Raw genomic sequence first — 25,791 nt, forward strand, 5'->3', positions numbered from 1 at the left:
GGACTCATAGTCGAAGGCCGCCGCAATCGGCTCGTACTGGAACGACACGTCCTTGAAGCCAAGCTTGTGCGCCACGGCCACCAGGGTGTTTTGTGCCTCCAGGTCAGCCACCGGGTCGTCATCGACGAAGAACACCGGGCGACCCAGTACCACTTCCTCGAAGGGGCGGCCGGCAGTGGCTTCGGCGCGGTTTTTCAGTTCGCCGATAAAAAAGCCGAGCAGGTCTTTAAACGGCAGGGCGCTGCCCAACACCGTGGTTTCGCTTTTCAGCAATTTGCTGCCCAGCAGGCTTTTCAGCGAGCGCATCAGGCGCCCTTCATAGCCTTCCAGGTACTCATGCAGGGCCAGGCGGCCGTAGACCGGGCGGCGCTCTTCGAGGTTGAAGAACACCACGGAGGGCAGGGTGATCTTGCCGTCTTCCAGTGGGATCAGCGTCTCGGCGTCGGGGCGCAGCCAGCCGACGGTGGAGTTGGAGGTGCCAAAATCGATGCCGCAGGCGCGGGCGGGGGCTGATACGGTCATGTACGGTGTTGATCCAGAAAAATTCGCGAGGGTGTTGATGCGTCCGAGCACAACGGCATGGCCAGAGGCGGGTCACGCGTGATGACCCTGAGTGTTGTGCTGGCTTGAACGGAGTGCTGGGTAACCATCCCCGTGTGGTCTGCAAAAAACGGCCGCGCATTCTATGCGAGTGGCGCGCGTAATGCTGCCCCTGATGATCTGAGCGATGGATGGATCAGGGCTGTTCCGGATTGTCGGCTTGTGTGCGGCGGGTTTTCCACTGCGACCATTCAAAGCCCACAACCACCAGGAGTGATAAGGCGAAGGGCAGCAGCAGGTAGAACGCGCGGAATACGATCAACGCGGCCAATACATCTGGGGCGGGCAGTTCCGGCATTGCAGCAAGAAATGTCACTTCGAGAACGCCCAGGCCTCCTGGTGCGTGTGACAGCAGGGCCAGGGAAAATGACGCGAGGAAGACGCCGAATACCACCAAGTAGCCAGGGTTGTTTTCGGCTGGTAAGGCGAAGTAGATGATGGCGGCCGCGCAGGCCAGTTCCAGTGGACCGGCCAGCAGTTGGCGGCCGACAATCCCCAGGCGCGGGTATTCAACATGCAGTTTGCCCCAGTGCCATGGCTTGAAGTGTCGCCAGGAACCGAGCACGTAGAGGGCCACCAGCGACAGCAGCAGCACGCCGATGATCTCGGACACCAGGGGGGTCACTTTGGCCACGCGGTGAATCAGGTCGGGTTCAAGCACCAGTACACAGCCGCCCGCCAGGACAGTACCCAGGGCAAAGGTAAAGGAGCAAAAGACAATCAGGATGCCGATTTCCTGGGGTGTCATGCCTTTGGTGCGATAGGCGCGATAGCGCACCAGTGCGCCAGAGAACACCGAGGCGCCGATGTTGTGGGCCAGGGCATAGGTGGTAAAGGAGCACAGGCTGATAAAGCGCCAGGGGATCTGTTTGCCCAGGTGGGCCAGCGCGATGCGGTCGTACCAGGCCAGGGCACAATAGGCCCCGAACGTTGCGCCAGCGGCCAGTAGCCAGTTCATGCGCGGGATAGCGTGCAGGCTGTCGGCAATTTCATGCAGGGAAATGTTGCGCACTTCGTGATAGAGCAGATAACACGACAGCAGAACGGCGCCGAGACCCACCAGGGTCCAGATCAGATCGCTCCTTTTCATCACGGACGTAGCTCCTTCACCTTACAACGACCACTTGGGCAAAAGGTTAATTAACCTGCAGGGCGCATGCTTTTATTGGCGGTCTGAACTGCAGTTGATCGTCGACACAGCCGTTGTTGACGCTTAATCAGTATGCGCCGAGTTGGCGCAAGGCGCGCAGTATCACGGAGTCGTGCCGGATGCTCAACCACTCAGCCAGTCTGGGCCGTTACCGAGTATGTCTTGCATTGCACCATCATGCTCAGGCCAGCCCAAGTGTCAGGAGTGTCAGCGCGGCGTAGCGGCCGGTTTTCGCCAGGCTGACGATCAGCAGGAATATCCACAATCGTTCGCGCATTACCCCGGCGATCAAGGTCAGTGGGTCACCAATGATCGGCAACCAGCTGAGCAGCAGTGACCAGCGACCATAGCGGGCATACCAGTGCTGGGCCTGTTGCAGGCGTGTATCGCTGACGGGAAACCAGCGGCGTTGGCGAAAGTGTTCCAGGTAGCGGCCGAGCAGCCAGTTGAGCAGTGAACCGATGATATTACCGACGCTGGCTACCGCCAGCAGGGCCCAGGGTGAGTAGGCCGTGCTGAGCAGCAGGGCCACCAGTACGCTTTCCGATTGCAGTGGCAATAGGGTGGCGGCGCCTAGGGCCGAAGCGAACAGGCCAAGGTAAGCCGAGAGGCTCAGCATGGTTCAGTTCTGGCCTGTCTCGCGGGTGCACCGTTCAGCCTGGCTCAGGATTGCTTTTCCTGATCGGCATTGGCCATCACGTCTTCCAGTTTAAGGCCGGTCAGGCCGTGAATGGTTCGCCACAGGTAGTAGAAGATGGCCATCAGCATGATCATCGAGGGGATCGCGATCATCGGATAGCTGAGCAGGTTCATCCGCCCCAGTTCCTCGTTGAAGGCTTCGCTGCCGGCTGGACTGATGACTATCCACTTGGCCAGCGCGTAGTTCATTGCCGAGGAAAAGAAGAAGGTGCCACTCAGCCAATAGGTGGCCTTGAGCAGGCGGCTTTCGAATTGTTCGGTGTTGCCGGCCTGTTCCAGGCGCTCGTGGATCTTGTCGACGTTGAGCACATTCTTGTTGAACAACATGGTGCGAATCAGCGGGAAGCGCGTGTGGGTCGATATCAGCACGGCAATACCGATAATGCCGGGGATCGCCGCTTCCTTGATGGCCAGCCATTGGTTGTCCAGCTTGAGCAGGCCGATGCCGCCGGTCAGCAGCACGCTGACCAGGCCGAGCAGGGCAATGAAGTTGAATTTGCGGTACTTGATCAGCTCGAAGCTGCCCCAGCCCAAAGGGAAGGCCAGTGCCAGCATCAGCGCACCGTCAGCGCCGAGTCGGCTCTCGCCACTGAGTTTCATCAGAATCAGTGAGGGGATCAGGATGCTGACCAGCAAATCGATCAGTGGGCGTGGCTTATGGCTGGCGTGATGGTTCTGGGTGATATCGGTCATGTCGTTCAAATGGCGGGGATGAGTGCTGATCATCGCCTGCCTGGGGCCTTGCTACCAGCCCAGCGCTCATCTTGTGTGTGAAAAAGTGTGAGGGCGCGAGTGGTTCTGGTCCGATTCGAGTCTGCGACCGGTGACACGGCCAGGCCGCCGATACTCATCGGATATCAGTTGCGCTGCGGTGCTTTTTTCATCGGCATCTGACCGGTTTCGTTTGTTGGGGTGGCTGCACCGCATTGCCGATGGCGCTTTAAACCTGCTCTGATGGTGGTCGCCCTCTGCTGCTCAGGCGCTCTATCTCAGGCGGCAATAGATGATTGCATCGGCGTGGTGATGGCCAGTACACGGCCTATTGGGCGCTGGTTGAGAGGGGTCGCCAAGCCGCACTGACAGTGGCCAGGCGATGCACTTTCACGGCGCGCCCCGCGAATGCCGCACGGTTCTCGATTGTTCGCACCCCAGGTCGTGAAGAGTTATTCCAGTGGGGGGTGATTGCGCGGGGTCAGACGGGCATCTACTCATTGCGTGGTGCCGGGCTGAATGTTCGTACGCTGGCCGATGTCGAGCGTTTCGCGACCTGGCCGTACCGAAGCAGTGGTACTCCTACGAGTACCTTGGCGAGCAGGGCTTGAAGAGCCTCTATGGCGTGCCCACCCCGCAGCACATGACCACGATGTTCAAGCAGGGTCGGATTGAATTGCGAGTGGCCAACTCGCTGGCCCTGGATGAAATGCTGGCTGAAGCAGGCACGAAGCGCGAAGAGGTTGAGCTGCCGTTCACCCTGATGCAAACCAACGCCTAGATTGTTTTTCCAACACGATCGATCCGGAGCGGGTCCCGTGCTGGCTATACGCACTGGACGAGTTGACGCGCGATGACCGTTTGCAGCGCATCCATCATCGCGGGTTTCCAGGGGCTGACAGCGTGCCGGTGGTGCTCCCTGCTCTTTGATGCAATCCGTGGGTGCTGAGCTAGTCTGAGGGAAAGCGGCGGAGATTTTATCTTGCGTAAACGTAGTTGCCTGCTGGTGATCTGGCTTGTGTGCTGTATGGCAGGCAGTGCGCAGGCTGAACTGCGTTTGCTGACTGAAGAGGCACCGCCAACCAGCTACAGTCAGGATGGTGAGTTGCGCGGGCTGGCAGTGGATATTGTGCGCCAACTGATCGCGCGAACCGGCGATGCGGCGCGCCTGGAACTGTTGCCCTGGACGCGGGCATACGCGCTGGCACAGCATCAGGCCGATACGGCGATCTTTTCCACCGTACGTACGCCGGAGCGCGAGGCTCGTTTCCAGTGGGTAGGGCCCCTGCTGATTGGCACTACCAGTTTCTATTCGCTGAAATCGCGCAATTTGCGATTCGACAGCCTGCAGCAGGCGGCCGAGAGCGGCCCGCTGGCCGTGCCGAAGCAGTGGTACACCTATGAAACGCTGGAGGCGCGTGGGTTCAAGAACCTCTACGGGGTTACCAGTTCGAAGAGTATGGTGACCATGCTCAAGCACGGGCGCGTTCAACTGATTGCCACCGAGGACTTGACCCTCGATGCCGAACTGGCGCGAGGAGGATTGCGTGCCGATCAGGTGCAGGCGCACCTGCCGTTTATGCGCTCGGCCTATTACATTGCCTTTTCCCCGCAGACCGACGCCGCCGTGGTGCAGCGCTGGCGCCGTGCGTTGGATGCCATGCATAAGGACGGCAGCTTTGCCGAGATCTTTCGCCGCTGGATGCCGCACGCACAGTTACCCACCGCCACTGAATAGCCTGAGCCATCTCCGTTATCACCTGCAGAGCCTGCCGATGCCCCGCTCCCGTCCCGTAATGTTGGATTTTGCTGCCCGTGCCCAACTGTTCAGCCACTTGGCCGCCATGGAAAAGGCCGGCGTGCCCGTGGAGCAGGCGCTGCTCGGTGTGGCGTTGCCTGCGCATGCCAGGGCAGCACTGCAGGGTGTGCAGGCGCAGGTTGCCGGCGGTCGCGATATGGCCTGCGCCGGTTTACGCAGCGGCCTGTTGACGCCATTGGACAGCAGCCTGCTGGGCGCAGCGCAGGCCAGTGGTTGTCTGGCTGCGATCTATCAGCGTCTGGCCGAGCGTTACACCCACCGGGCGCTGCAGGTCGCTGCGCTGCAGTCACGCCTGCTGATGCCGGCGGCTGTGTTGGTGCTGGGGCTGTTTATCCAGCCGCTGCCAGCGCTGGTGGGGGGGCAGCTGAGCATCGCCGGTTATCTGTGGGGCGTGCTCTGGCCGTTGCTGGTGCTGGGGGCGCTCTATGGCCTGGGCCGTCGGTTATACGTGCGTCATGAGTACGCGCCTGCAGGGGCGGCTTCGCCGTTCGATAGCCTGTTGGCGAGTATGCCGATTCTCGGCCCCGCGTTGCTGCGGCGTAACCTGCGCGATTTTTTCGACAGCCTGGGGCTGATGCTGGAGGCCGGCATGCCCATGCTGGATGCCCTGGCCAAGGCCTGCGCGGTGATCCGCCATGCGCCACTGCGCAAACGCTTCAGCGGTGTGCAGTTGGCTGTGCAGCGTGGCCAGAGCCTGGCGCAGGCGTTGGCCAATCTGGACTTCCCCGGCCAGGGGTTGGCCCTTGGCCTGATTCGTACGGGGGAGGCCAGCGGCACCTTGCCAGCCAGCCTGCTCAACTACGCCGGGGTGGAAACACAGAAACTGGATAGCCTGACCGAACAGCTGGCGACCTGGTTGCCGCGTGCGCTGTATGCCGGGGTGATGCTGTGGATGGCCTATGGGCTGCTGACAGGCGCAGGCTTTGGGCCGCGTTTGCCGGTAGAGCTGCTTTAGGGCCTGGTTGTTCGCCGCCTGAAAGGCGGGTGCAAGGTTACTGGTCGACTATGTAGTTTTACTACATGACGGTTTTTGTAGTTTTACTACATAATCCTCGTTCAGAATTGACTATGACCGATGGTGCACCCCATGCAACGAGCCTCACACCATGACCTTCGCGCACAGTTTCGTGCGCTATTGGCTTCAAATAGCTGTTATCACACGGCTTCAGTGTTTGACCCGATGGCCGCGCGCATTGCCGCCGACCTGGGGTTTGAGGTGGGAATTCTGGGTGGTTCTGTAGCTTCACTACAAGTTCTGGCCGCCCCCGACTTCGCGCTGATTAGCCTCGGTGAGTTTGTCGAGCAGGCCACGCGCATTGGCCGCGTTAGCCGTCTGCCGGTGATTGCCGACGCGGATCATGGCTACGGCAATGCGCTGAACGTGATGCGCACCGTGGTTGAGCTGGAGCGCGCTGGGATTGCCGCGCTGACCCTTGAAGACACCCTGCTACCCGCGCAGTTCGGGCGCAAGTCTACTGACCTGATCAGCGTTGACGAAGGCGTCGGCAAAATCCGCGCGGCATTGGAAGCGCGGGTTGATCCGGACCTGGCGATCATCGCCCGCACCCATGCCGGCGTGCTGGATGTCAGCGAAGTTATTTGCCGCACGCAGGCCTATCAGGCCGCCGGGGCGGATGCCATCTGCCTGGTCGGCGTCGAGGATTTTGCCCATTTGGAGCAGATTGCTTCCGCTCTAAGTATCCCGCTGATGCTGGTCACCTACGGCAACCCCAAGCTGCGCGACAACGCCCGCCTGGCGGCGCTGGGGGTGCGCATCGTGGTCAACGGTCACGCCGCTTACTTCGCAGCAATCAAGGCCACCTACGATTGCCTGCGCGAGCAACGCAATGCCGAACCTTGCGAACTCAACGCCACCGAACTGACCCATAAATACACGCAACCCGAGGACTACATCGTCTGGGCGCGCGAGTTTATGGAGGTCAAGGAGTAGGCCGACCACCTGCGCTTGAGGTTCATCGCATTTCGGCGCATACCTACCGCCTAAACAACGGAGGGCGCGTGCATGGCCGGTGGTTGGGCAACCGATGGTGCGGTACAGGAGCAGATCGACAGCAGCCTTGAGGACGCCATTGCCCGCGTTCGCAGCCAATTGCCGCGCGGCGAAAGCCTGAGCAATTGCGAAGAATGCGACGCGGTCATTCCCCAAGCCCGGCGCACAGCCATCCCCGGCGTGCACCTGTGCGTGGTCTGCCAAACCGAGCACGACAAGGAACAGGCCAAATTCAGTGGTTATAACCGCAGGGGCAGTAAGGACAGTCAATTGCGCTGAGGGTCTAGGTGATTGCTGTTGGGCTTCACCGCTGCGCGGCTCAACCGCAACCTACGGGGGGTTGTGGCTGTTGGGCTTCGCCGCTGCGCGGCTCAATCGCAACCTACAGGTGGGTAGGTTGTGGTTGAGCGCAGCGAAGCCCAACAGCGGCGTGCGGGTCAGAATAGAAAATACCGCTGCGCCATTGGCAACACCTCTGCCGGTTCGCACCAGAGCAGTTGGCCGTCGGCCTTGACCTGATAATTCTGCGCATCCACTTCGATGGTGGGTTGGTAGTCGTTGTGGATCAGGTCGCTCTTCTGCAGGGTGCGGCAGCCTTTGACCACGCCGATTTTCTTCTTCAGGCCCAACTGCTCGGGCACGCCCGCCTCGAAGGCCGCCTGGCTGATAAAGGTGAAACTGGTGGCGTGACGGCTGCCGCCGTAGCTGGCGAACATCGGTCGGTAATGCACCGGCTGCGGCGTGGGGATCGAGGCGTTGGCGTCGCCCATCAGGCTGGCGGCAATCGCGCCACCCTTGAGAATCAGCGTCGGTTTAACGCCAAAGAACGCCGGCCGCCAGAGCACCAGATCGGCCCATTTGCCCACTTCGACCGAGCCGACTTCGTGGCTGATGCCGTGGGTGATGGCCGGGTTGATGGTGTACTTGGCGATGTAGCGTTTAACCCGGAAGTTGCTGTTGCCGGGGCCGTCGCCTTCCAGCGGGCCGCGTTGCTTGTGCATCTTGTCGGCGGTCTGCCAAGTGCGGGTGATCACCTCGCCGACGCGGCCCATGGCCTGGCTGTCGGAGCTGATCATGCTGAACGCGCCAAGGTCATGCAGGATGTCTTCGGCGGCAATGGTCTCGCGGCGAATGCGGCTTTCGGCGAAGGCCACATCTTCGGCGATGCTCGGGTCAAGGTGGTGGCAGACCATGAGCATGTCCAGGTGCTCGTCGATGGTGTTCTTGGTGAACGGCCGGGTCGGGTTGGTCGAGCTGGGCAGCACATTGGGGAAGCCGCAGGCCTTGATGATGTCCGGCGCGTGACCGCCACCGGCCCCCTCGGTGTGGTAGGTGTGGATGGTGCGGCCCTTGAACGCGCCGAGGGTGGTTTCGACAAAGCCGGATTCGTTCAGCGTGTCGGTGTGAATCGCCACCTGCACGTCGTATTGATCGGCCACGCTCAGGCAATTGTCGATGGCCGCCGGCGTGGTGCCCCAGTCTTCATGCAGCTTGAGGCCGATGGCGCCGGCCTTGACCTGCTCGATCAGCGGTTCTGGTAGCGAGGCGTTGCCCTTGCCGGTAAAACCCATGTTCATCGGGAAGGCATCGGCGGCCTGCAGCATGCGCGCCATGTGCCACGGCCCGGAGGTGCAGGTGGTGGCGTTGGTGCCGGTGGCGGGGCCGGTGCCGCCACCGATCATGGTGGTGACGCCGCTCATCAAGGCTTCTTCGATCTGCTGCGGGCAGATGAAGTGGATATGGCTGTCGATGCCGCCGGCGGTGAGGATCATGCCTTCACCGGCGATCACTTCAGTGCCTGCGCCGATGGCGATGGTCACGTCCGGCTGAATGTCGGCGTTACCGGCTTTGCCGATGGCGGCGATGCGCCCGTCTTTGAGGCCCACGTCGGCTTTGACGATGCCCCAGTGGTCGATGATCAGCGCGTTGGTGATCAGCGTGTCGACCACATCGGCGGCGCACAGTTGGCCCTGGCCCATGCCGTCGCGGATCACCTTGCCACCGCCGAATTTCACTTCTTCACCGTAGGTGGTGAAGTCCTTCTCGATTTCGATCCACAGCTCGGTATCGGCCAGGCGCACCTTGTCGCCGACGGTGGGGCCGAACATGTCGGCGTAGGCTTGGCGGGATATTTTCATGTTTGTCCTATCCGTAGGATGGGTTAGCGGCGAAGCGGCGTAACCCATCAAGGCTTGGTTCGGTTTTGGCGATGGGTATCGCTTCGCTCCACCCATCCTACCCAGACGTTACAGATCGCCCATCACCCGGCCGGCAAAGCCGAATACGCGGCGATGGCCAGCCAGGTCGACCAGTTCCACTTCGCGGCTCTGCCCGGGTTCGAAGCGCACCGCAGTGCCGGCCGGGATGTTCAGGCGCATGCCGCGTGTGCTGGCCCGGTCGAAGGTCAGGGCGTCGTTGGTTTCGAAGAAGTGGTAATGCGAGCCGACCTGGATCGGCCGGTCGCCGCTGTTGGCCACGGTCAGGCGGTGCGTGCGGCGTCCGGCATTCAGTTCGATATCGCCGTCTTGGATCTGGTATTCGCCGGGAATCATGGCTGTGGCCTCGACAAGGTTTTGTAGTAGATGGCGTTTGCTCGGTACTGCCCGTCGGGGCCGCAGGCGTAGTCAGGTAGCCCGCCGATGCAGCTGTAGCCAAGCGCCTGGTAAAAGGTTTCGGCATCGCTGCCGGCTTCGGTGTCCAGGTACAGCAGGCCGCGTTGCAGCTCCGCCGCTTCGCCTTCCAGTCGCTGCATCAGGCTGTTGGCGATGCCACGGCGGCGGGCGTTGCTGTGTACCAGGAGCTTCTGTACTTCTGCACGGTTGAGGCCGTTTGGCTTCTGGCAGAGCACCAGTTGCACGCTGCCCAGCACCTGGCCCTGCTCACAGGCCAGCCAGAGCAAGTGAGTGCCGTCGCGTATGCCTGCCAGGACCTGGTCGAAATAGAGGTTGGCCGCGTCAGCATCGAGACCGGCGAGAAAACCCACCGAGGCGCCATGTGCCACGGAGTCGAGCAGCAGGGCCAACAGGCCTTGGCGATAAGACTCAAAGTCAGCCGCGTCGAGGCGCTCAATGCTCAGCATCAGGGCGCACTCCTTTCGGGGCTCAGCATCAGCTGCATAAAGGTGAGGTCCAGCCAGCGGCCGAATTTACGGCCGACCTGGGGCATCTGGCCGGTGGTGACGAAGCCGAGGCGCTCGTGCAGGCGGAGCGAGGCGCTGTTGCCGCTCTCGATGGCCGCCACCATCACGTGCAGACCGGCGGCTTGCGCGCGTTCGATCAAGGCGTGCATCAGCAAGGGGCCAAGCCCCTGACCGCGTTGGTCGCTGCGCACGTACACCGAGTGTTCGACGGTGTGGCGAAAGCCTTCAATGGCGCGCCAGGTGCCGTAGCTGGCGTAGCCGACAACATCGCCGGCGTCGTTGTGGGCCACCAGCACCGGAAAGCCGGCGGCGTTGCGCTCACTCAACCAGGCCTGACGGTTGTTCAGGTCAACCAGGGTTTCGTTCCAGATCGCCGTGGTGTGCTGCACGGCGTCGTTGTAGATGGCCTGGATGGCAGGCAGGTCAGCAGCGGTGGCGTTTTGAATTTTCATGCTTAAACAATCGGCTGGTGGACGGTGACCAGCTTGGTGCCATCCGGGAAGGTGGCCTCGACCTGAATCTCCGCGATCATTTCCGCGATGCCTTCCATCACTTGATCGCGGCTCAGCAGGGTGGTGCCGAAGTGCATCAGCTCGGCCACGGTCTGGCCGTCACGCGCGCCTTCCAGCAGCGCGGCGGAGATATAGGCCATGGCTTCCGGGTAGTTGAGTTTGAGGCCCCGGGCCAAGCGGCGTTCAGCCACCAGGCCGGCGGTGAAGATCAGCAGTTTGTCTTTTTCTCTCGGTGTCAGGTCCATCAGGTACTCCAGATACGTGGGGGCACGGCCGTGCGGCCGAGCAGGGCCGGGCGCAACAGCTGCCAGAGGGCGATCAGCCAGGCGCGCGCGTGCAGGGCTTCGTCGGCCAGGCAGCGGGCCACCAGCAGGCCGGGTAATTGGGTCAGGTCGCCGCGCACCGGTGTGCTCAGGTTGCGGCAGTGCTCCAGCAGGTCGCTGTCGATTTCACCGGATATCAGCAGGGTGGCGAACACCGGTTTGCCCGCCAGGCCGATGGGCGAGTCGAGCAGGCCATCGCCACCGGCCACGCGCTGGCGTTCGTGCCAGAGCAGCTGGCCGTCGCGGCGGATATTCAGCTGGGCCTGGAAGTGACCGGCGTCGAAGCGTTCGCCACTGGCAGGGCGACCGAGGGCAACGATGTCCCAGTAGAGCAGCTTGGCATCGCCGAACAGGTCGATCTCGGTGATCAGTTCCGCCTGAGCAGCGGCGTAGACGATGGTTTCCTGCGGCAGCCATTCCAGGGTGGCACCGGCATCCACGCGCAGTTTCAGGCTCTGATAAGCCGGGCCAGCGGCGCGGTACCACTTGGCTGCACCGGGGCTGGTCAGTTGCGCCCAGGCGTTGGTGCCGACCGTGGCCGAGATATCCAGGCGATCGCCACCGGCAATGCCGCCGGGCGGGTGGACGATGATGTGTTGGCACACCTCGGGCCCTTCGGCGTACAGGTGCTTCTGCACCCGCAGCGGGCCTTTATGCCGGCGCAAGGTCGGCCGCGTGCGGTCGCCATCGCGGCCATAGCCCAGCTCCAGCTCGGCGTGCCAGCTGGGGGTGAAGACGGCGGCGGGGGCGTTCATGCGCTCACCCGGTTGCGTCGTTGCCGCCAGGCCTGCACGGCGGAGTAAACACACAGTAGAACCAGGCCCAAGCTGACCGCCAGCCACCATTGCAGGTGCATGCCGTAGTAGGGCGGTGCATGCAACGCACCTTGCAGCCAGAACAGCGCCAGGCCGATGGCCAGCAGGCAGGCGCACAGCGCGCGGCCCCAGGAGCGGCAATAGGAGCGCGGGCGCAGCAGCGCCAGCAGCAGGCTGCATTCGGCCAGGACGATGGCGCAGAAAATCAGCACCGGTTTCAGCGGGTAGGGCACTTCGCTGCCTACTGGCAAGGTGCGCAGCATCCAGTAATCCGGCAGGCTGCCGGCCCAGATCAGCAGGGCGATGCCCGTCAGTGCGGTGAGCGGGAGCAGGACGTGACGCAGGGCAAACATCGGAGCCTCGAATCCGTAGGCGAAAGCCTGATTATGCGCAAAGTAAAGGGCCAGCGTCGCCATTCAGATTGCGACCAGTCCGCGCACGCCATCGGCTTCCATGGTTTCGCCACGGCCCTGCTGGACGATTTCGCCACGGCTCATCACCAGGTACTGATCGGCCAGCTCGGCGGCAAAGTCATAGAACTGCTCGACCAGCAGGATGGCCATGTCGCCGCGTTCCGCGAGCTTTTTGATCACCACGCCGATCTCCTTGATCACTGAGGGCTGGATGCCTTCGGTGGGCTCATCGAGGATCAGCAGGCGCGGCTGGCTGGCCAGGGCGCGGCCGATGGCCAGCTGTTGCTGCTGGCCGCCGGAAAGGTCGCCGCCACGGCGATGTTTCATCTCACGCAGCACGGGGAACAGCTCATAGATAAATTCCGGCACTGCCTTGGCGTCGCTGCCGGGAAAACGTGACAGGCCCATGAGCAGGTTTTCTTCCACGGTCAGGCGGCCGAAAATTTCCCGGCCCTGGGGCACATAGGCAATGCCGGCGTGCACGCGCTGGTGCGGCTTGAAGGCGGTGATGGGCTGGCCTTCCCACTTCACCGCGCCTTCTTTGGCCGGGATCAGGCCCATCAGGCATTTCAGCAGGGTGGTCTTGCCCACGCCATTACGGCCGAGCAGGCAGGTGACTTCGCCGACCTTCACCTCGAACGACAGGCCACGGAGGATATGGCTGCCACCGTAGTACTGATGCAGTTGCTCAACTTGCAGCATGTTCAGGCTCTCAATTCTGTGGAGTTTGGACGGTCGTGATCGCGGCATTAGCGGCCGAGGTACACCTCAATCACCCGCTCATCGTTCTGCACCTGCTCCAGCGAGCCTTCGGCCAGCACGCTGCCTTGGTGCAGCACGGTGACGTGGTCGGCGATGGAACCGACGAAGCCCATGTCGTGCTCGACCACCATCAGCGAGTGCTTGCGTGCCAGCGACTTGAACAGCTCGGCGGTGAACTCGGTTTCGGCGTCGGTCATGCCCGCCACCGGCTCATCGAGCAGCAGCAGTTGCGGGTCTTGCACCAGCAGCATGCCGATCTCGAGAAACTGCTTCTGGCCGTGCGACAGCAGCCCGGCGGGGCGATTGCGCGAGCTGTCGAGTTTGATCGTCTGCAGCACTTCATCAATACGATCACGCTGCTCGCCGGTCAGTTTGGCGCGCAGGCTGGCCCACACCGATTTGTTGGTCTTCTGCGCCAGTTCGAGGTTTTCGAACACGCTCAGCGCTTCGAAGACGGTCGGCTTCTGGAACTTGCGGCCGATGCCGGACTGAGCGATTTGCACCTCGCTCATCTGGGTCAGGTCGAGGGTTTCGCCGAAGTAGGCGACGCCGTTGTCCGGGCGGGTCTTGCCGGTGATCACATCCATCATGGTGGTCTTGCCGGCACCGTTGGGGCCGATGATGCAGCGCAGTTCACCGACGCCGATGTACAGCGTCAGGTTGGTCAGCGCCTTGAAACCATCGAAGCTGACGTTGATGTCTTCCAGCGTCAGGATGGTGCCGTGGCGCACATTCAGACCCTTGGTGGCCAGGGCGCTGGCACCGATTGGGTCACGGCCGCTGCCGGACGGGTCATAGGCGGGTTCGAGCATAAATTCGGGGACCGGAGTGGCACGCATCATTGCTCTCCTTTCTTGCGTAACAAGCCGATCACGCCTTTGGGCAGGAACAGCGTCACGACGATAAACAGAAAGCCCAGGGCGAACAGCCAGTACTCGGGGAAGGCTACGGTGAACCAGCTCTTCATGCCGTTGACCAAGCCGGCACCGAGCAGCGGACCGATCAGCGTGCCGCGCCCACCGAGGGCGACCCACACGGCCGCTTCGATGGAGTTGGTCGGCGACATTTCGCTGGGGTTGATGATGCCCACCTGCGGCACATACAGCGCACCCGCAAGACCACAGAGCACGGCGCTGAGCACCCAGATAAACAGCTTGTAGCCGCGCGGGTCGTAGCCGCAGAACATCAGGCGGTTTTCTGCATCACGCAGCGCGGTGAGCACGCGGCCGAACTTGCTGCGCGCCAGTCGCCAGCCCAGGTACAGGCTGGCCACCAGCAGCACCACGGTGGCGAAGAACAGCGCCGCGCGGGTGTGCGCGGCGGTGATGTCGAAACCGAGAATGGTGCGGAAGTTGGTAAAACCGTTGTTGCCGCCAAAGCCGGTTTCGTTGCGGAAGAACAGCAACATGCCAGCGAAGGTCAGCGCCTGGGTCATGATCGAGAAGTACACGCCCTTGATCCGCGAGCGGAAGGCGAAGAAGCCGAACACCAGCGCGAGCAAACCGGGGGCCAGCACCACCAGGCACAGGGCCCAGAGGAAGCTGTCGGTGCCGTACCAATACCAAGGCAGCTCGGTCCAGGCGAGGAAGCTCATAAACGCCGGCAGGCCGTCACCCGCTGCTTCGCGCATCAGGTACATGCCCATGGCGTAACCGCCGAGGGCAAAGAACAGGCCGTGGCCGAGCGACAACAGCCCGGCATACCCCCAGACCAAGTCGAGCGCCAGGGCGACGATGCAATAGCAGAGGATTTTGCCGACCAGGGTCAGGGTGTAGGCCGACACATGCAGGGCGTTGTCCGCGGGCAGCAGGTGCAGCAGCGGCATGGCGAGCAATACGGCGAGTACCAGCAGGCCGATGGCCATGGACGCTTGCGGGCCAAGCTTGGCGCTGGCGCGGGCTAATAACGTTTGATTCAGGGGCATAGTCATCAGTCGATCACCCGTCCTTTCAAAGCAAACAGACCTTGCGGGCGTTTCTGAATAAACAGAATGATCAGCGCGAGGATAAGGATCTTGCCGAGCACGGCACCGATCTGTGGTTCGAGAATCTTGTTGGCGATACCCAAGCCGAAGGCGGCCATCACGCTACCGGCCAGCTGACCGACACCGCCGAGCACCACCACCAGGAAGGAGTCGATGATGTAGCTTTGGCCGAGGTCCGGGCCGACGTTGCCGATCTGGCTCAGGGCCACGCCGCCGAGGCCGGCGATACCGGAGCCCAAGCCGAACGCCAGCATGTCTACCCGGCCGGTCGGCACGCCGCAGCAGGCAGCCATATTGCGGTTCTGGGTTACGGCGCGGACGTTAAGGCCGAGGCGGGTCTTGTTCAGCAGCAGCCAGGTCAGCACCACCACAAACAGGGCGAAGCCGATGATCACGATGCGGTTGTACGGCAGCACCAGGTTGGGCAGCACTTGGATGCCCCCGGACAGCCAGGCGGGGTTGGCCACTTCAACGTTTTGCGCACCGAAGATCACCCGCACCAGCTGGATCAGAATCAGGCTGATGCCCCACGTGGCGAGCAGGGTTTCCAGCGGGCGGCCGTAAAGGTGGCGAATCACCGTGCGTTCCAGCGCCATGCCGATGGCGGCGGTGACGAAGAACGCCACCGGCAGCGCCACCAACGGGTAGAGCGCCAGGGCTTCCGGGGCGAAGCGCTGGAACAGCACCTGCACCATGTAGGTGGAGTAGGCCCCGAGCATCAGCATCTCGCCGTGGGCCATGTTGATCACGCCGAGCAGGCCGAAGGTGATGGCCAGACCCAGTGCGGCCAGCAGCAGGATCGAACCCAGCGACAGGCCGCTGAAGGCCTGACCCAGCATCTCGCCAATCAGCAGTTTGCGTTTGACCTGGGCCAGGCTGGTTTCCGCGGCGGTGCGTACCGTCGGGTCGCTTTCCACGGCGGGGTCGAGCAGGGCTTCCAGGCGGGTACGGGCCAGCGGGTCGCCGGTTTCACCGAGCAGGCGCACGGCGGCCAGACGCACGGCGAGGTCGCTGTCTACCAGTTGCAGGTTGGCCAGGGCCAGGGTCAGGGCATCGCGCACGGCATCGTCGGTTTCGCTGGCGACCTGGGCGTTAAGCAGTTGCAGCTGCGCCGGCTTGGCGCTCTTCTGCAGTTGCTGGGCGGCGGCCAGGCGCAGCGCCGGGTCATCAACCAGCAGCTGGTGGCTGGCCAGTGCGGTGGCGGTCAGCCCGCGCAGGCGGTTATTCAGGCGCAGCTTTTTGGGTGTTTCGACAGGCTGCACGTCGCCTTCAGCAGACTGATACGCGCCATCTCTTTCAATAAAGGCGTTTTTCGCGCTGTCAGCAGCGACGCGGCCCTGTTGCAGGGCTTCGATCAGCGGCAGGCGCGCGGCATCGGGCGCGGTGGACCAGCGCTCCAGCAGGCTGGCCTGCTTGGCGGGGTTGGCGGCGACAAAGTCCTGGGCATCACCGGCGTGCGCGGCCAGTGGCAGCAGCAACAGCAGGCTCAGCAGAATTCGGGTAACGGCAGTGGGCATAGGGCAGTCCTTTGGGAGTACCAGCCGCCGCGTGGGCGCGGCGGCTGGTCAGCCTTGGCCCGGAGGCGATCCGGGCAGGGCGTTCCCGGATGTCATCCGGGCTTACTGGCAGGTGCTTAGTTTGACTTGACCGCGTAATCCGGCTTCTTGTCATTGCCTTCGATATACGGACTCCACGGCTGGGCGCGGACCGGGCTGCTGGTTTCCCACACCACGGAGAACTGCCCGTCGTCCTGGATTTCACCGATCATCACGGGCTTGTGCAGGTGGTGGTTGGTCTTGTCCATGGTCAGGGTGTAGCCGCTGGGTGCAGCGAAGGTCTGGCCATAGAGCGCTTCACGGACCTTGTCGACCTCGGTGGTGCCAGCTTTCTCGACCGCTTGCGCCCACATATTGATGCCGACGTAGGTGGCTTCCATTGGGTCGTTGGTCACGGCCTTGTCAGCGCCTGGCAGGTTCTTGGCTTTGGCGTAGGCCTTCCACTTGGCGACAAACTCGGTGTTGACCGGGTTCTCTACCGACTGGAAGTAGTTCCATGCGGCCAGGTGGCCAATCAGTGGCTTGGTGTCGATGCCGCGCAGTTCTTCCTCACCCACGGAGAAGGCCACGACTGGAACGTCGGTGGCTTCCAGGCCCTGGTTGGCCAGTTCCTTGTAGAACGGCACGTTGGAGTCGCCGTTGACGGTGGAGATCACCGCAGTTTTACCACCCGCGGAGAACTTCTTGATGTTGGCAACGATGGTTTGATAATCGCTATGACCGAACGGGGTGTAGACCTCTTCGATGTCTTTTTCAGCCACGCCCTTGCTGATCAGGAAGGCGCGCAAGATCTTGTTGGTGGTGCGCGGGTAGACGTAGTCGGTGCCGAGCAGGAAGTAGCGCTTGGCCGCACCGCCGTCTTCGCTCATCAGGTACTCGACCGCTGGAATAGCCTGCTGGTTTGGCGCGGCGCCGGTGTAGAACACATTCGGGGAAAGCTCTTCGCCTTCGTATTGCACGGGGTAGAACAGCAGGCCGTTGAGCTCTTCAAAGACCGGCAGCACGGATTTACGCGACACCGAGGTCCAGCAGCCGAACACCACGTCGACCTTGTCCTGGGTCAACAGCTGGCGGCCTTTCTCGGCGAACAGCGGCCAGTTGGAGGCCGGGTCAACGACTACGGCTTCCAGTTGTTTGCCGTTCACGCCGCCCTTGGCGTTGATCTCGTCGATGGTCATCAGCGCCATGTCTTTCAGCGACGTTTCCGAAATGGCCATGGTGCCGGACAGCGAGTGCAGGATGCCGACTTTGATGGTCTCGGCGGCTTGCACGGTCCAGGTCATGCCCATGGCGGCGATGGACGCGGTGAGGGTAAAGGCCTTGATCAGGTTGCGACGTTGCATGGTGCGATCTCCATTCACGAACTTAAGTGTTTGAGCTGCTGGTTTTTAGTTGTTTGTCTGGCAGTTGAAACAGGGCAGGGCCCTGGGTCTTCACTTCAGGTCTTCACCTCTGGTGCCGGCATGGTGCGCTGACGCGCGCTGTGCAGCATGTGCAGGGTGATCTTGCGCACTTCGGCCTTGCTGACCTCTATATGGGTCTTGAGCAATAGCTGTGCCTCTTCGCATCGCCGCGACAAAATTGCCGCGAGAATTTCGCCATGTTCGTCATAAGTGGCCGCCACGCGCGGGCTCTGGGTGAAGTCCAAGCGCCTGATAATGCGGATCTTCTCGCTCACCTCGGCGTGTAGGCGGGCCATCTCGCGGTTGCCGGCGGCTTCCAGCAACTGGCAGTGAAAGCGCTCATCCAGGCGCGAGACTTCGCGGCCGTCCTGTAAGCGCTGCTCGGGTTGCACCAGCCAGGTGCGTTGAAGTTGCACCAGTGCGTCGCTGTGCTCGTCTTGGGGGCGTTCGCACAACCGCCGTACGGCCTCCAGTTCGAGGACGATGCGCACCTCGTACAGCTCCTCGAAATGCGTGAAGTCGAACGGCATCACCTGCCAACCGCTGCGGAAGTACACCTGCAGATAGCCCTCGCGTTGCAGGCGGTACAGCGCCTGGCGCACCGGGGTACGGCTGGCGGCCACGCGCTCGGCGATCTCGCCTTCGGAGAAGCGATCACCGGGCAGCAGGCGGAACTCGAAGATGTCGTCTTTGAGCTGCTGGTAGATGCGTTCGGCGAGGTTGTCCGGGCGTTCATTGCCGCTGCTGGCGGCGTCGCTCAGTTGCATGGCGTCAGCCCTGCTGCTGGCTGGCGATAAAGGCGCGCCAGCCACCGAAGCTGGTGATATCGCGGGCGCCATCCAGCGCATAGGGTTCGCAGATAAAGCCTTTGACCCAGCGACCGTCGGCCAGCTGCAGATTGCCGATGCCCAGCGGCGCCGGAATCTCCGCGACCAATTCGCCAAAGCGTGCCTGGGGGATATCCCACAGCTCGACGATGATCGCCGCGCCATCGGCGGCCACCCGCGCCAGGCCCGGTTTTGGCGGCACGGTGCCAGGCAGGGCATACAGGCGATAGGTGGCGGCGCTGGTGGTTTGCTCGACCAGCACGGCGTCGCGGCTGGTCAGCTGGAAATTCAGCGGCATACCGGTCAGGTGTGCACCGACCACGGCGACGCGCACGCTGCCGGGGGCTGGCGTGCTGCTCGGCGCTTGCTCGGGCAATGCTTTACCCGTGGCACCCAGCGGCAGCTTGAGCGCTTGCTGCCAGCGTTGACCGAAGGCCGCCAGGGCCTGGTCGTGCCAGGCTGGGGCGATCAGGGTGATTCCGGCCGGTAGGCCATCGGCGCGAAAACCGGCGGGCAGGGCCAGGGCGGACAAATCGGCGAGGTTGGTGAAGTTGGTGTAGGTGCCGAACTGGCTGTTGAACAGCACGGGCTCTGCGTCCATCTCGGCCAGCGTGCGCAGGGTCGGCGAGGTTGGTACGACTAGCGCGTCGAAACCGGCCAGCACGTCATTGATCGTCCGGCTCAGCGCAGCGCGAGTGTATTCGGCCTTGTAGGCATCACCGGCGCTGTACGTGTGACCGTTCTCGACGATGCCGCGCACCACCGGGTTGATCTGTGCCGGGTCGACGCCTTCCAGCGCCACGCTGCGTTCGGCGACCCAGCTGCCGTAATAGAGCTGCTCGGCCAGTTGCTGGAAGGGCGAAAAATCAATCTCTACCAGCTGCACATCCAGCTCGCGCAACGTGCCCAAGGCCTGCTCAAACACCGCTAGGTTCTGCGTATCGCCAAAGAACTCGGGGTTGCTCGGCACCGCCAGGCGCGGCTTGGCCGGCATGCCGACCTTGGCGCTATTGGGGTTCTTGCGGCTGTAGGGATCGGCTGCGTCATAGCCGCCGGCGATCTGCGCCACGCTCAGGGCATCGCTGACGGTCAGGGCAAACACCGAGATGCAATCCAGCGTTTTGCAGGCGGGCACCAGGCCGCTATTGGACAGCCAGCCTTTGCTCGGCTTGAGCCCGACAATATTGTTGAAACCGGCCGGCACGCGGCCCGAGCCGGCGGTGTCGGTGCCCAGCGAGAAGGGCACCAGGCCGCGCGCGACCACGCTGGCCGAACCGGAGCTGGACCCGCCGCTGACGTAATCCGGGTTGAAACTATTGGGCACCGCGCCATAGGGCGAGCGGGTGCCGACCAGTCCGGTGGCGAACTGGTCGAGGTTGGTTTTGCCGATTAGGATGGCGCCGGCGGCGCGCAGCTTGGCCACCACCGTGGCGTCGGCGGCAGCGCTGTAGGCGAACTCCGGGCAGGCGGCGGTGGTGGGCCAGCCGGCGGCGTCGATATTGTCTTTGATGGCGAAGGGCACGCCGTACAGCGGCAGCTTGCTTAGCTCGCCGTTGGCCGCGTCGAGCAGCGCTGACAAAGCATCGAGTTGGCTGTTGAGCTGAGCTTCGCTGGCCAGGGTGATCCAGGCATTGTCCTTTGTGCTCAGTGCGAGGCGCAGGCTATGCAGCAGTTCGGCGGGCGATTGGCTGTCGCGGTAGGCCTGTTGCCAATCGTTCAGGGTGAAGGCGTGGGGGGCGTTGGCCATGCGCTGAAATTCCATCTTGTATCCAAGAGATGGAATGCCTAGAGCAATGTCGGTGCCAGTTAATAGAAGTTATTTATTTTCAAGTGGTTAAGTGTTTTTAAGGGCGTGGGGTGATGGTTCTGATCGGCGTTATGCACCGCCGTAGGGCTGCATTGCATGCCGATGGTGCGAGGGGGTTGCGCGCCTGTAATTCGGATGCAATCCAGGACTTAACGTGCTGATGGCATTAACCGCTCCCTGATTTTATCCGGGCTACGGCCTGACTTTATGGGCGGCAGTGTTCGGCAGTCGTAGCCGTCACGGTGGACGAAAAGTGCGTCGTCCACTACGGCGGCAGTCAGGGTTTTGCTTAGTCGTAGCCTGGATTAGCCGGAGGCGTAATCCGGGGTTCGCTGCAGGCTCGTATCAGGCTTCACTAATCCAGCCGGGGGCATCAGAGCGCGAGGTAGTTCTTAACCCCGGTAAAGATGATCTGCGCGGCCAGTGCACAGACGAACAGCCCCATCAAACGACTGACAATCTGCAAGCCCTGATCGCCGAGCAGGCGTTCGAACTGGTTGGACATATACAGCACCACGCCCACCGTCAGGCTGGCCAGGGCGATGCCCAGCACGGCGATGGCCTTGTCGCCCCAGTCCGGCTGGCTGGCGCCCATTAGCAGTAGCGCGCCGATGGTGCCGGGGCCGACGGTGAGCGGGATGGTCAGCGGCACGATGGTCACGTCCTGCTGCACGTTGTCGCTCTGCACCGCCGATTTGCCCTGGGCCATGCCGAGGGCCGAGATAAACAGCACGCTACCGGCACCAATGCGGAAGGCGTCGATGGTGATGCCGAACAGGGTAAAGATATGCTTGCCGAACAGGTACAGCAGTACGCTGGCGATCAGCACGCCGAGCGCGACTTTCCAGGCCAGGCGCTTACGCTCCTTGACCGTGTAACCACGGCTCAGACCGATAAAGCACGACAGCACGAAGAACGGGCTATAGAGCACCAGCAGTTTCAAATACAGGCTGAACAGCGCGGACGCCATGGAAAGGACTCGTCTCGATAAAGAAGGGTGGCAGGGTAAGCGTGTATCGGTTGCCGGGCAATCAACCCTGCTCAGGAAGGCAGGGCGTCGCGCTGGCGACGGATTTCCCGTTCGGCGACCCAGTGTTCGATCAGCTCACGCAGTTGCGACATCTCCACCGGCTTGGACATGTGCCCGTCCATGCCAGCCTGGCGCGCGCGTTCTTTATGCTCATTGAGGATATGCGCGGTGAGTGCCACCACCGGAGTACGTGGGCGTTGCTCGGCCGCTTCCCAGGCGCGTAACTGCTCGGTGGCGGAGAAACCGTCAAGTACCGGCATTTCGCAGTCCATCAGCACCAGATCGTATTGCTGGGCTTTCATCGCACTGAGGGCTTCTTCGCCGTTGCTGGCCGTTTCGGGCTGCAGGTTGAGTTTGCCCAGCATGCCGCGGATCACCTTGGTGGAGATGGTGTTGTCCTCGGCCACCAGAATGCGGAAATCGCCGGGAACATTCAGCGGCGTGCTCTGTGGCGCCGGGCTGAACATCGGCGAGTTGCCTTTGCCGCGCTGTGCCAGTTCATCGGCCAGGGTGGTTTTCAGGGTGTAGCCGGCCACGGGCTTGGCCAGGATGCGTTTGATCCCGGCGTTACGCGCGATGATCTTGCTCGGCGCATTGCTGATGCCAGTGAGCATGATTACCAGAATGTCGTGGTTGAGGTTGGCGTCTTCCTTGATCCGCGCGGCCAGCTGCATGCCGGTCATGCCGGGCATGTCCTGATCAAGTAGCACGGCATCGAAGTATTCACGCAGGTGCGCCTTGGTGCGCAGCAGGGCCATGGCCTCCTTGCCTGACGGCACCGCACTGACTTGCATGCCCCAGGCGCTGCATTGCTGCACCAGCACCTTGCGACAGGTGTCGTTGTCGTCCACCACCAGCAGACGCGCACCTTGCAGCGAGGCATCGAGGTCGGCGGTGGGCTGCTCCAGGCGCGAGGCGTCCAGCGGCAGGGTGAGCCACAGGGTCGAGCCTTGGCTGCCGCCGCTTTGGATGCCGAATTCGCCTTCCATCAGACGCACCAATTGGCGGGCGATGATCAGGCCGAGGCGGCCGCCGAGTTTGCTGGCGGCAAGGAAGTCCTTGCTGTGCAGTTCGGCATTCAGCAGCGCATCGCGCTCGCTGGCGTCCAGCGGTTTGCCGCTGTCCTGCACGGCGATGCGCAGGCGTGGCTGCTCGCCGGTGGTGTCGAGGGCGACCACCAGGAGAATTTCGCCTTCATCAGTCTGCTTGAAGGCATTGTCCAGCAAGCTCAGCAGGGTCTGGCGCAGACGTGTGGGATCGCCGCTGATCACCCGCGGCACTTGCGGCTGCATAAAGCTGATCAGCTCGACCTTCTGCTGCTCGGCCTTGGCGCGGAAGATATCCAGGCAGTCTTCGATCAGTGCGTTGAGGTCAAACTGCACGTCATCCAGCTCGATCTGCCCGGACTCCAGCTTGGAGATATCGAGGATTTCGTTAATCAGGGTGAGCAGTTCATTGCCCGAGCTGTGGATGGTCTGTACGTAGTCGCGCTGCTTGGCCGACAGCGGGGTGCCGAGCAGCAGCTCGGTCATGCCTAGCACGCCATTCATCGGGGTGCGAATTTCATGGCTGATCTTGGCGAGAAATTCCGCTTTGGCCTTCAGCTCGGCGGAGCTGGCCGCCAGGGCGCGGCTGGTGCTGAAATGATCCTGCATGATGCGGCGCTGTCGCTCGCTCAGCGCCATGCTGAGGATAAAGCCGCTGACGGTGGTGGTGGCGAGCAGGCCGTAGGCGATCCACTCACTCTGTACCGCCCAGTAGCCGAACAGGATTGGCAGAGCGCAGATAAAGGCTGCACAAAACAGCAGCACCGCCAGGCTGAACAGTCGTGCGGGTTGATAACCGTGGCGCCAATGAGTCAGGGCGACAATTAGGATGCTCAGGCCCGCGACCCCGTTGAGCAGATAGACCAGCTGGTTGAACTGCAAGCTGGTGGCGATCAGCAGGATGACGCACACCAGGCTGATCACCACCACTTCAGCGGTCAGCACATGGTTGAGCGGCGTACGCGGGCAAACCTTGTGGAAGAAGCTGGCGGTAAAGCACAGGGCGCAGAGTGCGGCCAGCAGCATCGACAGGTTGGCGATCTGCGGCTGCAGGCTTTGCCACTCATCCAGCCATGGTGTGCTGACTCCCAACAGACTGACGACTGCCACCAGTTGGCAAACCTGAGTGGCGGCCAGCCAGAGTCCGCTGACGGCACGGGTATAGAGGAACCGTACCAGGTTATAGGCCACCAGCATGCCCAGGCAGCCAAGCAGCAGGCCGAACAACAAGGGCCGATTATCATCGGCTGCCATGGACTGCGCACTTTGTAGGGTAATGCTGGGTCGCAGAGCATGTTCTGAAGCCAGGCGCAGGTAGATGTCCAGCGGCTGGTCGGTCCTGGGCAGCGGCAGAAGGAAGTCACGGCTAGCCAGAGGGCGGCTGGAAAACGGCAGGTTATTGCCCGTGTGTGCCTGCTCAATCAGTTCATCACCCTGTACGACATACAGATCGAGGTAGGCCAGGTAGGGGGCAAAGACCCGTAGCATCTGCGCATCGGTGTTGGCCGAGAGCCGATGATGAAGCCATAGAGCACTGGAACCGCCTGGCGTATACAGCTGGGTCAGGTCAGTGGGGAGGAACTGGGATTTACGCGCAGGGCTGCGAATATCATTGAGTTGCAGTTCGGCGTTTGAATCAGTGAGGCGTGACCAGGAAGCCTGTGGCTCTGCCTGAACTGACGCCAGGGTAAGCGTCATCAGCAGTGTGCTGAGCAGCAGGTAGGTGGCAATCCTCAGCCGGCGCACAGTGAAGTCCCTTCAAAAATAAGTGGTCGGATTATAGCCAAGCTGTTCGCGAGGGAAATATGACAAAGGTGGCCAATTGGCCACCTTTGTCGTGTTTTACCTATTATTTACCTTCACTTCTCCCCGCGTTCGCGGGCGATGGCACGGTAACCGATATCAGTGCGGTAGAAACTGCCGCTCCAGCGAATTTTCTCGGCCAGGCGATAAGCCTGTTGTTGGGCTTCCTCAACCGTGCGACCGATGGCGGTGGCGCACAATACGCGGCCACCTGCGGTGACGATCTGGCCATCCTTCAGTGCGGTTCCCGCATGGAACACTTTGCCTTCCAATTGCGCCGCAGCGTCCAGGCCTTCGATCACATCGCCCTTGGCGTAATCGGCCGGGTAGCCGCCAGCGGCGATCACCACGCCTACGGTCGGGCGCGGGTCCCAGGTGGCTTCGACCTTGTCCAGCGCCTTGGCCAGTGCGGCTTCGACCAGCAGCACCAGAGAGCTTTCCAGGCGGCACATGATCGGCTGAGTTTCCGGGTCGCCGAAGCGGCAGTTGAACTCAATGACCTTGGGCTTGCCAGCCTTGTCGATCATCAGCCCGGCGTAGAGGAAACCGGTGTAGACGTTGCCTTCGCTGGCCATGCCGCGCACGGTCGGGTAGATCACTTCGTCCATTACGCGCTGGTGCACGTCGGCGGTGACCACCGGGGCTGGCGAGTAAGCGCCCATGCCGCCGGTGTTGGGGCCGGTATCGGCGTCACCGACGCGCTTGTGGTCCTGGCTGGTGGCCATCGGTAGCACGTTCTCGCCGTCGACCATGACGATGAACGAAGCTTCTTCTCCGTCCAGAAACTCTTCAATGACCACGCGCGAACCCGCGTCCCCGAAAGCGTTGCCAGCGAGCATGTCGCGTACGGCGTCTTCGGCTTCGGTCAGGGTCATGGCGACGATCACGCCTTTGCCCGCAGCCAGGCCGTCAGCCTTGATCACGATCGGCGCGCCTTTCTCGCGCAAGTAGGCCAGGGCCGGCTCGACTTCGGTGAAGTTCTGGTAGTCGGCGGTAGGGATCGCGTGGCGGGCGAGGAAGTCCTTGGTAAAGGCCTTGGAACCTTCCAGCTGGGCGGCGGCGGCGGTAGGGCCGAAGATATCCAGCTTACGCGAGCGGAACAGATCAACCACGCCCTTCACCAGCGGCGCTTCCGGGCCGACGATGGTCAGCTGCACATTCTTTTCGGCGAAGTCAGCCAGCTGCTCAATGGCCAGCACGTCGATATTCACGTTCTCGCACTTGGGTTCGACGGCGGTGCCGGCGTTGCCGGGGGCGACGAAGACTTTCGTGACGCGCTTGTCTTGTGCCACTTTCCAGGCCAGGGCGTGTTCACGACCGCCGCTGCCGATGATCAATACGTTCATGTTGCTCTCCCAGTGGAGGCGGGCGTTGAGCCCGT

Annotated in this window: 25 protein-coding genes and 1 pseudogene; 5 read left to right on the top strand and 21 right to left on the bottom strand. The window is 62.3% G+C overall.

Annotation, left to right across the window (positions count from 1 at the left end; genetic code table 11):
* The 4 genes and pseudogenes from DBR00_RS20925 to DBR00_RS05560 all read right to left on the bottom strand — a co-directional run.
* Positions 1-522, bottom strand: a pseudogene (locus tag DBR00_RS20925) (Hsp70 family protein); the annotation flags it as partial.
* 214 nt (positions 523-736) lie between these two features.
* Positions 737-1,690 carry a YbhN family protein gene (locus DBR00_RS05550; protein WP_177479908.1) on the bottom strand — a complete coding sequence of 318 codons (954 nt, stop codon included), beginning with the start codon at positions 1,688-1,690 and terminating at the stop codon, positions 737-739.
* A gap of 241 nt (positions 1,691-1,931) precedes the next feature.
* Complete coding sequence (locus tag DBR00_RS05555; RefSeq protein ID WP_108486831.1) at positions 1,932-2,369, bottom strand: YqaA family protein; 438 nt, start codon at positions 2,367-2,369, stop codon at positions 1,932-1,934.
* Between the two features lie 44 nt (positions 2,370-2,413).
* Entirely contained in the window at positions 2,414-3,142 is a 729-nt protein-coding gene (locus DBR00_RS05560) for a VC0807 family protein (protein ID WP_108486971.1), read from the bottom strand.
* 625 nt (positions 3,143-3,767) lie between these two features.
* Here DBR00_RS05560 and DBR00_RS20635 point away from each other — a divergent pair.
* The 5 genes from DBR00_RS20635 (at position 3,768) to DBR00_RS05585 (ending at position 7,269) form a co-directional block, all read left to right on the top strand.
* Entirely contained in the window at positions 3,768-3,941 is a 174-nt protein-coding gene (locus DBR00_RS20635) for a hypothetical protein (RefSeq protein ID WP_158271547.1), read from the top strand.
* A 246-nt stretch (positions 3,942-4,187) separates the two neighbouring features.
* A complete protein-coding gene (locus tag DBR00_RS05570; protein ID WP_108486832.1) occupies positions 4,188-4,898 on the top strand; it encodes an ABC transporter substrate-binding protein in 711 nt (236 codons plus the stop codon).
* A gap of 37 nt (positions 4,899-4,935) precedes the next feature.
* A complete protein-coding gene (locus tag DBR00_RS05575) occupies positions 4,936-5,934 on the top strand; it encodes a type II secretion system F family protein (protein ID WP_108486833.1) in 999 nt (332 codons plus the stop codon).
* Positions 5,935-6,066: 132 nt separating this feature from the next.
* A complete protein-coding gene (locus DBR00_RS05580; RefSeq protein ID WP_108486972.1) occupies positions 6,067-6,930 on the top strand; it encodes an oxaloacetate decarboxylase in 864 nt (287 codons plus the stop codon).
* A 72-nt stretch (positions 6,931-7,002) separates the two neighbouring features.
* On the top strand, positions 7,003-7,269 hold the full coding sequence (locus DBR00_RS05585; protein ID WP_108486834.1) for a DksA/TraR family C4-type zinc finger protein: 267 nt from the start codon (positions 7,003-7,005) through the stop codon (positions 7,267-7,269).
* A 158-nt stretch (positions 7,270-7,427) separates the two neighbouring features.
* Here DBR00_RS05585 and ureC read toward each other — a convergent pair whose 3' ends face one another.
* The 17 genes from ureC to purD form a co-directional block, all read right to left on the bottom strand.
* A complete protein-coding gene (gene ureC, locus DBR00_RS05590; RefSeq protein ID WP_108486835.1) occupies positions 7,428-9,128 on the bottom strand; it encodes an urease subunit alpha in 1,701 nt (566 codons plus the stop codon).
* 108 nt (positions 9,129-9,236) lie between these two features.
* Positions 9,237-9,542 carry an urease subunit beta gene (locus DBR00_RS05595; RefSeq protein WP_108486836.1) on the bottom strand — a complete coding sequence of 102 codons (306 nt, stop codon included), beginning with the start codon at positions 9,540-9,542 and terminating at the stop codon, positions 9,237-9,239.
* Entirely contained in the window at positions 9,539-10,069 is a 531-nt protein-coding gene (locus tag DBR00_RS05600) for a GNAT family N-acetyltransferase (protein ID WP_108486837.1), read from the bottom strand. The genes DBR00_RS05595 and DBR00_RS05600 overlap by 4 nt, the downstream gene beginning before the upstream one ends.
* Positions 10,069-10,581 carry a GNAT family N-acetyltransferase gene (locus DBR00_RS05605; protein ID WP_108486838.1) on the bottom strand — a complete coding sequence of 171 codons (513 nt, stop codon included), beginning with the start codon at positions 10,579-10,581 and terminating at the stop codon, positions 10,069-10,071. Before DBR00_RS05605 ends, DBR00_RS05600 begins: the two co-directional genes overlap by 1 nt.
* 2 nt (positions 10,582-10,583) lie before the next feature.
* The gene (gene ureA / locus DBR00_RS05610) at positions 10,584-10,886 is read right to left on the bottom strand and encodes an urease subunit gamma (protein WP_108486839.1); all 303 of its coding nucleotides are present in this window, start codon (positions 10,884-10,886) and stop codon (positions 10,584-10,586) included.
* The gene (locus DBR00_RS05615) at positions 10,886-11,719 is read right to left on the bottom strand and encodes an urease accessory protein UreD (protein ID WP_108486840.1); all 834 of its coding nucleotides are present in this window, start codon (positions 11,717-11,719) and stop codon (positions 10,886-10,888) included. The genes ureA and DBR00_RS05615 overlap by 1 nt, the downstream gene beginning before the upstream one ends.
* Positions 11,716-12,132, bottom strand: a complete 417-nt coding sequence (locus DBR00_RS05620) for a hypothetical protein (protein ID WP_146180669.1) — start codon at positions 12,130-12,132, stop codon at positions 11,716-11,718. Before DBR00_RS05620 ends, DBR00_RS05615 begins: the two co-directional genes overlap by 4 nt.
* Before the next feature lie 63 nt (positions 12,133-12,195).
* Entirely contained in the window at positions 12,196-12,894 is a 699-nt protein-coding gene (gene urtE / locus DBR00_RS05625; protein WP_108486842.1) for an urea ABC transporter ATP-binding subunit UrtE, read from the bottom strand.
* 47 nt (positions 12,895-12,941) lie between these two features.
* Positions 12,942-13,793, bottom strand: coding sequence for an urea ABC transporter ATP-binding protein UrtD (gene urtD, locus DBR00_RS05630; protein WP_108486843.1), 852 nt, complete (start codon positions 13,791-13,793; stop codon positions 12,942-12,944).
* Positions 13,793-14,884 carry an urea ABC transporter permease subunit UrtC gene (gene urtC / locus DBR00_RS05635; protein WP_177479911.1) on the bottom strand — a complete coding sequence of 364 codons (1,092 nt, stop codon included), beginning with the start codon at positions 14,882-14,884 and terminating at the stop codon, positions 13,793-13,795. The genes urtD and urtC overlap by 1 nt, the downstream gene beginning before the upstream one ends.
* Entirely contained in the window at positions 14,884-16,455 is a 1,572-nt protein-coding gene (urtB, locus tag DBR00_RS05640) for an urea ABC transporter permease subunit UrtB (RefSeq protein WP_108486844.1), read from the bottom strand. Before urtB ends, urtC begins: the two co-directional genes overlap by 1 nt.
* A 116-nt stretch (positions 16,456-16,571) precedes the next feature.
* Positions 16,572-17,837, bottom strand: coding sequence for an urea ABC transporter substrate-binding protein (urtA, locus tag DBR00_RS05645; protein ID WP_108486845.1), 1,266 nt, complete (start codon positions 17,835-17,837; stop codon positions 16,572-16,574).
* Between the two features lie 95 nt (positions 17,838-17,932).
* Positions 17,933-18,664, bottom strand: a complete 732-nt coding sequence (locus DBR00_RS05650; protein ID WP_108486846.1) for a GntR family transcriptional regulator — start codon at positions 18,662-18,664, stop codon at positions 17,933-17,935.
* Positions 18,665-18,668: 4 nt separating this feature from the next.
* Positions 18,669-20,471 (bottom strand): allophanate hydrolase, encoded by a 1,803-nt coding sequence (atzF, locus tag DBR00_RS05655; RefSeq protein WP_256582933.1) that lies wholly within the window; start codon positions 20,469-20,471, stop codon positions 18,669-18,671.
* 433 nt (positions 20,472-20,904) lie between these two features.
* Entirely contained in the window at positions 20,905-21,501 is a 597-nt protein-coding gene (locus DBR00_RS05660) for a MarC family protein (protein WP_108486848.1), read from the bottom strand.
* Positions 21,502-21,572: 71 nt separating this feature from the next.
* Positions 21,573-24,353, bottom strand: coding sequence for a hybrid sensor histidine kinase/response regulator (locus tag DBR00_RS05665; RefSeq protein ID WP_177479913.1), 2,781 nt, complete (start codon positions 24,351-24,353; stop codon positions 21,573-21,575).
* 113 nt (positions 24,354-24,466) lie between these two features.
* Positions 24,467-25,756 carry a phosphoribosylamine--glycine ligase gene (gene purD / locus DBR00_RS05670; protein ID WP_108486849.1) on the bottom strand — a complete coding sequence of 430 codons (1,290 nt, stop codon included), beginning with the start codon at positions 25,754-25,756 and terminating at the stop codon, positions 24,467-24,469.
* Positions 25,757-25,791 lie beyond the last annotated feature (35 nt).

This window comes from Pseudomonas sp. HMWF032 (genome assembly GCF_003060885.1).
Taxonomy (GTDB): domain Bacteria; phylum Pseudomonadota; class Gammaproteobacteria; order Pseudomonadales; family Pseudomonadaceae; genus Aquipseudomonas.

Excerpts from the sequence above, each read along its gene's own strand:
- DBR00_RS05580 (WP_108486972.1), top strand. The coding sequence starts at position 6,067 with ATGCAACGAGCCTCACACCATGACCTTCGCGCACAGTTTCGTGCGCTA.
- DBR00_RS05555 (WP_108486831.1), bottom strand. The coding sequence starts at position 2,369 with ATGCTGAGCCTCTCGGCTTACCTTGGCCTGTTCGCTTCGGCCCTAGGC.
- urtA (WP_108486845.1), bottom strand. The coding sequence starts at position 17,837 with ATGCAACGTCGCAACCTGATCAAGGCCTTTACCCTCACCGCGTCCATC.
- atzF (WP_256582933.1), bottom strand. The coding sequence starts at position 20,471 with ATGGCCAACGCCCCCCACGCCTTCACCCTGAACGATTGGCAACAGGCC.
- DBR00_RS05620 (WP_146180669.1), bottom strand. The coding sequence starts at position 12,132 with ATGTTTGCCCTGCGTCACGTCCTGCTCCCGCTCACCGCACTGACGGGC.
- DBR00_RS05550 (WP_177479908.1), bottom strand. The coding sequence starts at position 1,690 with ATGAAAAGGAGCGATCTGATCTGGACCCTGGTGGGTCTCGGCGCCGTT.
- urtD (WP_108486843.1), bottom strand. The coding sequence starts at position 13,793 with ATGCGTGCCACTCCGGTCCCCGAATTTATGCTCGAACCCGCCTATGAC.
- DBR00_RS05660 (WP_108486848.1), bottom strand. The coding sequence starts at position 21,501 with ATGGCGTCCGCGCTGTTCAGCCTGTATTTGAAACTGCTGGTGCTCTAT.
- DBR00_RS05585 (WP_108486834.1), top strand. The coding sequence starts at position 7,003 with ATGGCCGGTGGTTGGGCAACCGATGGTGCGGTACAGGAGCAGATCGAC.
- urtE (WP_108486842.1), bottom strand. The coding sequence starts at position 12,894 with ATGCTGCAAGTTGAGCAACTGCATCAGTACTACGGTGGCAGCCATATC.
- DBR00_RS05600 (WP_108486837.1), bottom strand. The coding sequence starts at position 10,069 with ATGCTGAGCATTGAGCGCCTCGACGCGGCTGACTTTGAGTCTTATCGC.
- purD (WP_108486849.1), bottom strand. The coding sequence starts at position 25,756 with ATGAACGTATTGATCATCGGCAGCGGCGGTCGTGAACACGCCCTGGCC.
- urtB (WP_108486844.1), bottom strand. The coding sequence starts at position 16,455 with ATGCCCACTGCCGTTACCCGAATTCTGCTGAGCCTGCTGTTGCTGCTG.
- DBR00_RS05650 (WP_108486846.1), bottom strand. The coding sequence starts at position 18,664 with ATGCAACTGAGCGACGCCGCCAGCAGCGGCAATGAACGCCCGGACAAC.
- DBR00_RS05575 (WP_108486833.1), top strand. The coding sequence starts at position 4,936 with ATGCCCCGCTCCCGTCCCGTAATGTTGGATTTTGCTGCCCGTGCCCAA.
- urtC (WP_177479911.1), bottom strand. The coding sequence starts at position 14,884 with ATGACTATGCCCCTGAATCAAACGTTATTAGCCCGCGCCAGCGCCAAG.
- DBR00_RS05560 (WP_108486971.1), bottom strand. The coding sequence starts at position 3,142 with ATGACCGATATCACCCAGAACCATCACGCCAGCCATAAGCCACGCCCA.
- DBR00_RS05570 (WP_108486832.1), top strand. The coding sequence starts at position 4,188 with ATGGCAGGCAGTGCGCAGGCTGAACTGCGTTTGCTGACTGAAGAGGCA.
- ureC (WP_108486835.1), bottom strand. The coding sequence starts at position 9,128 with ATGAAAATATCCCGCCAAGCCTACGCCGACATGTTCGGCCCCACCGTC.
- DBR00_RS05595 (WP_108486836.1), bottom strand. The coding sequence starts at position 9,542 with ATGATTCCCGGCGAATACCAGATCCAAGACGGCGATATCGAACTGAAT.
- DBR00_RS05605 (WP_108486838.1), bottom strand. The coding sequence starts at position 10,581 with ATGAAAATTCAAAACGCCACCGCTGCTGACCTGCCTGCCATCCAGGCC.
- ureA (WP_108486839.1), bottom strand. The coding sequence starts at position 10,886 with ATGGACCTGACACCGAGAGAAAAAGACAAACTGCTGATCTTCACCGCC.
- DBR00_RS05615 (WP_108486840.1), bottom strand. The coding sequence starts at position 11,719 with ATGAACGCCCCCGCCGCCGTCTTCACCCCCAGCTGGCACGCCGAGCTG.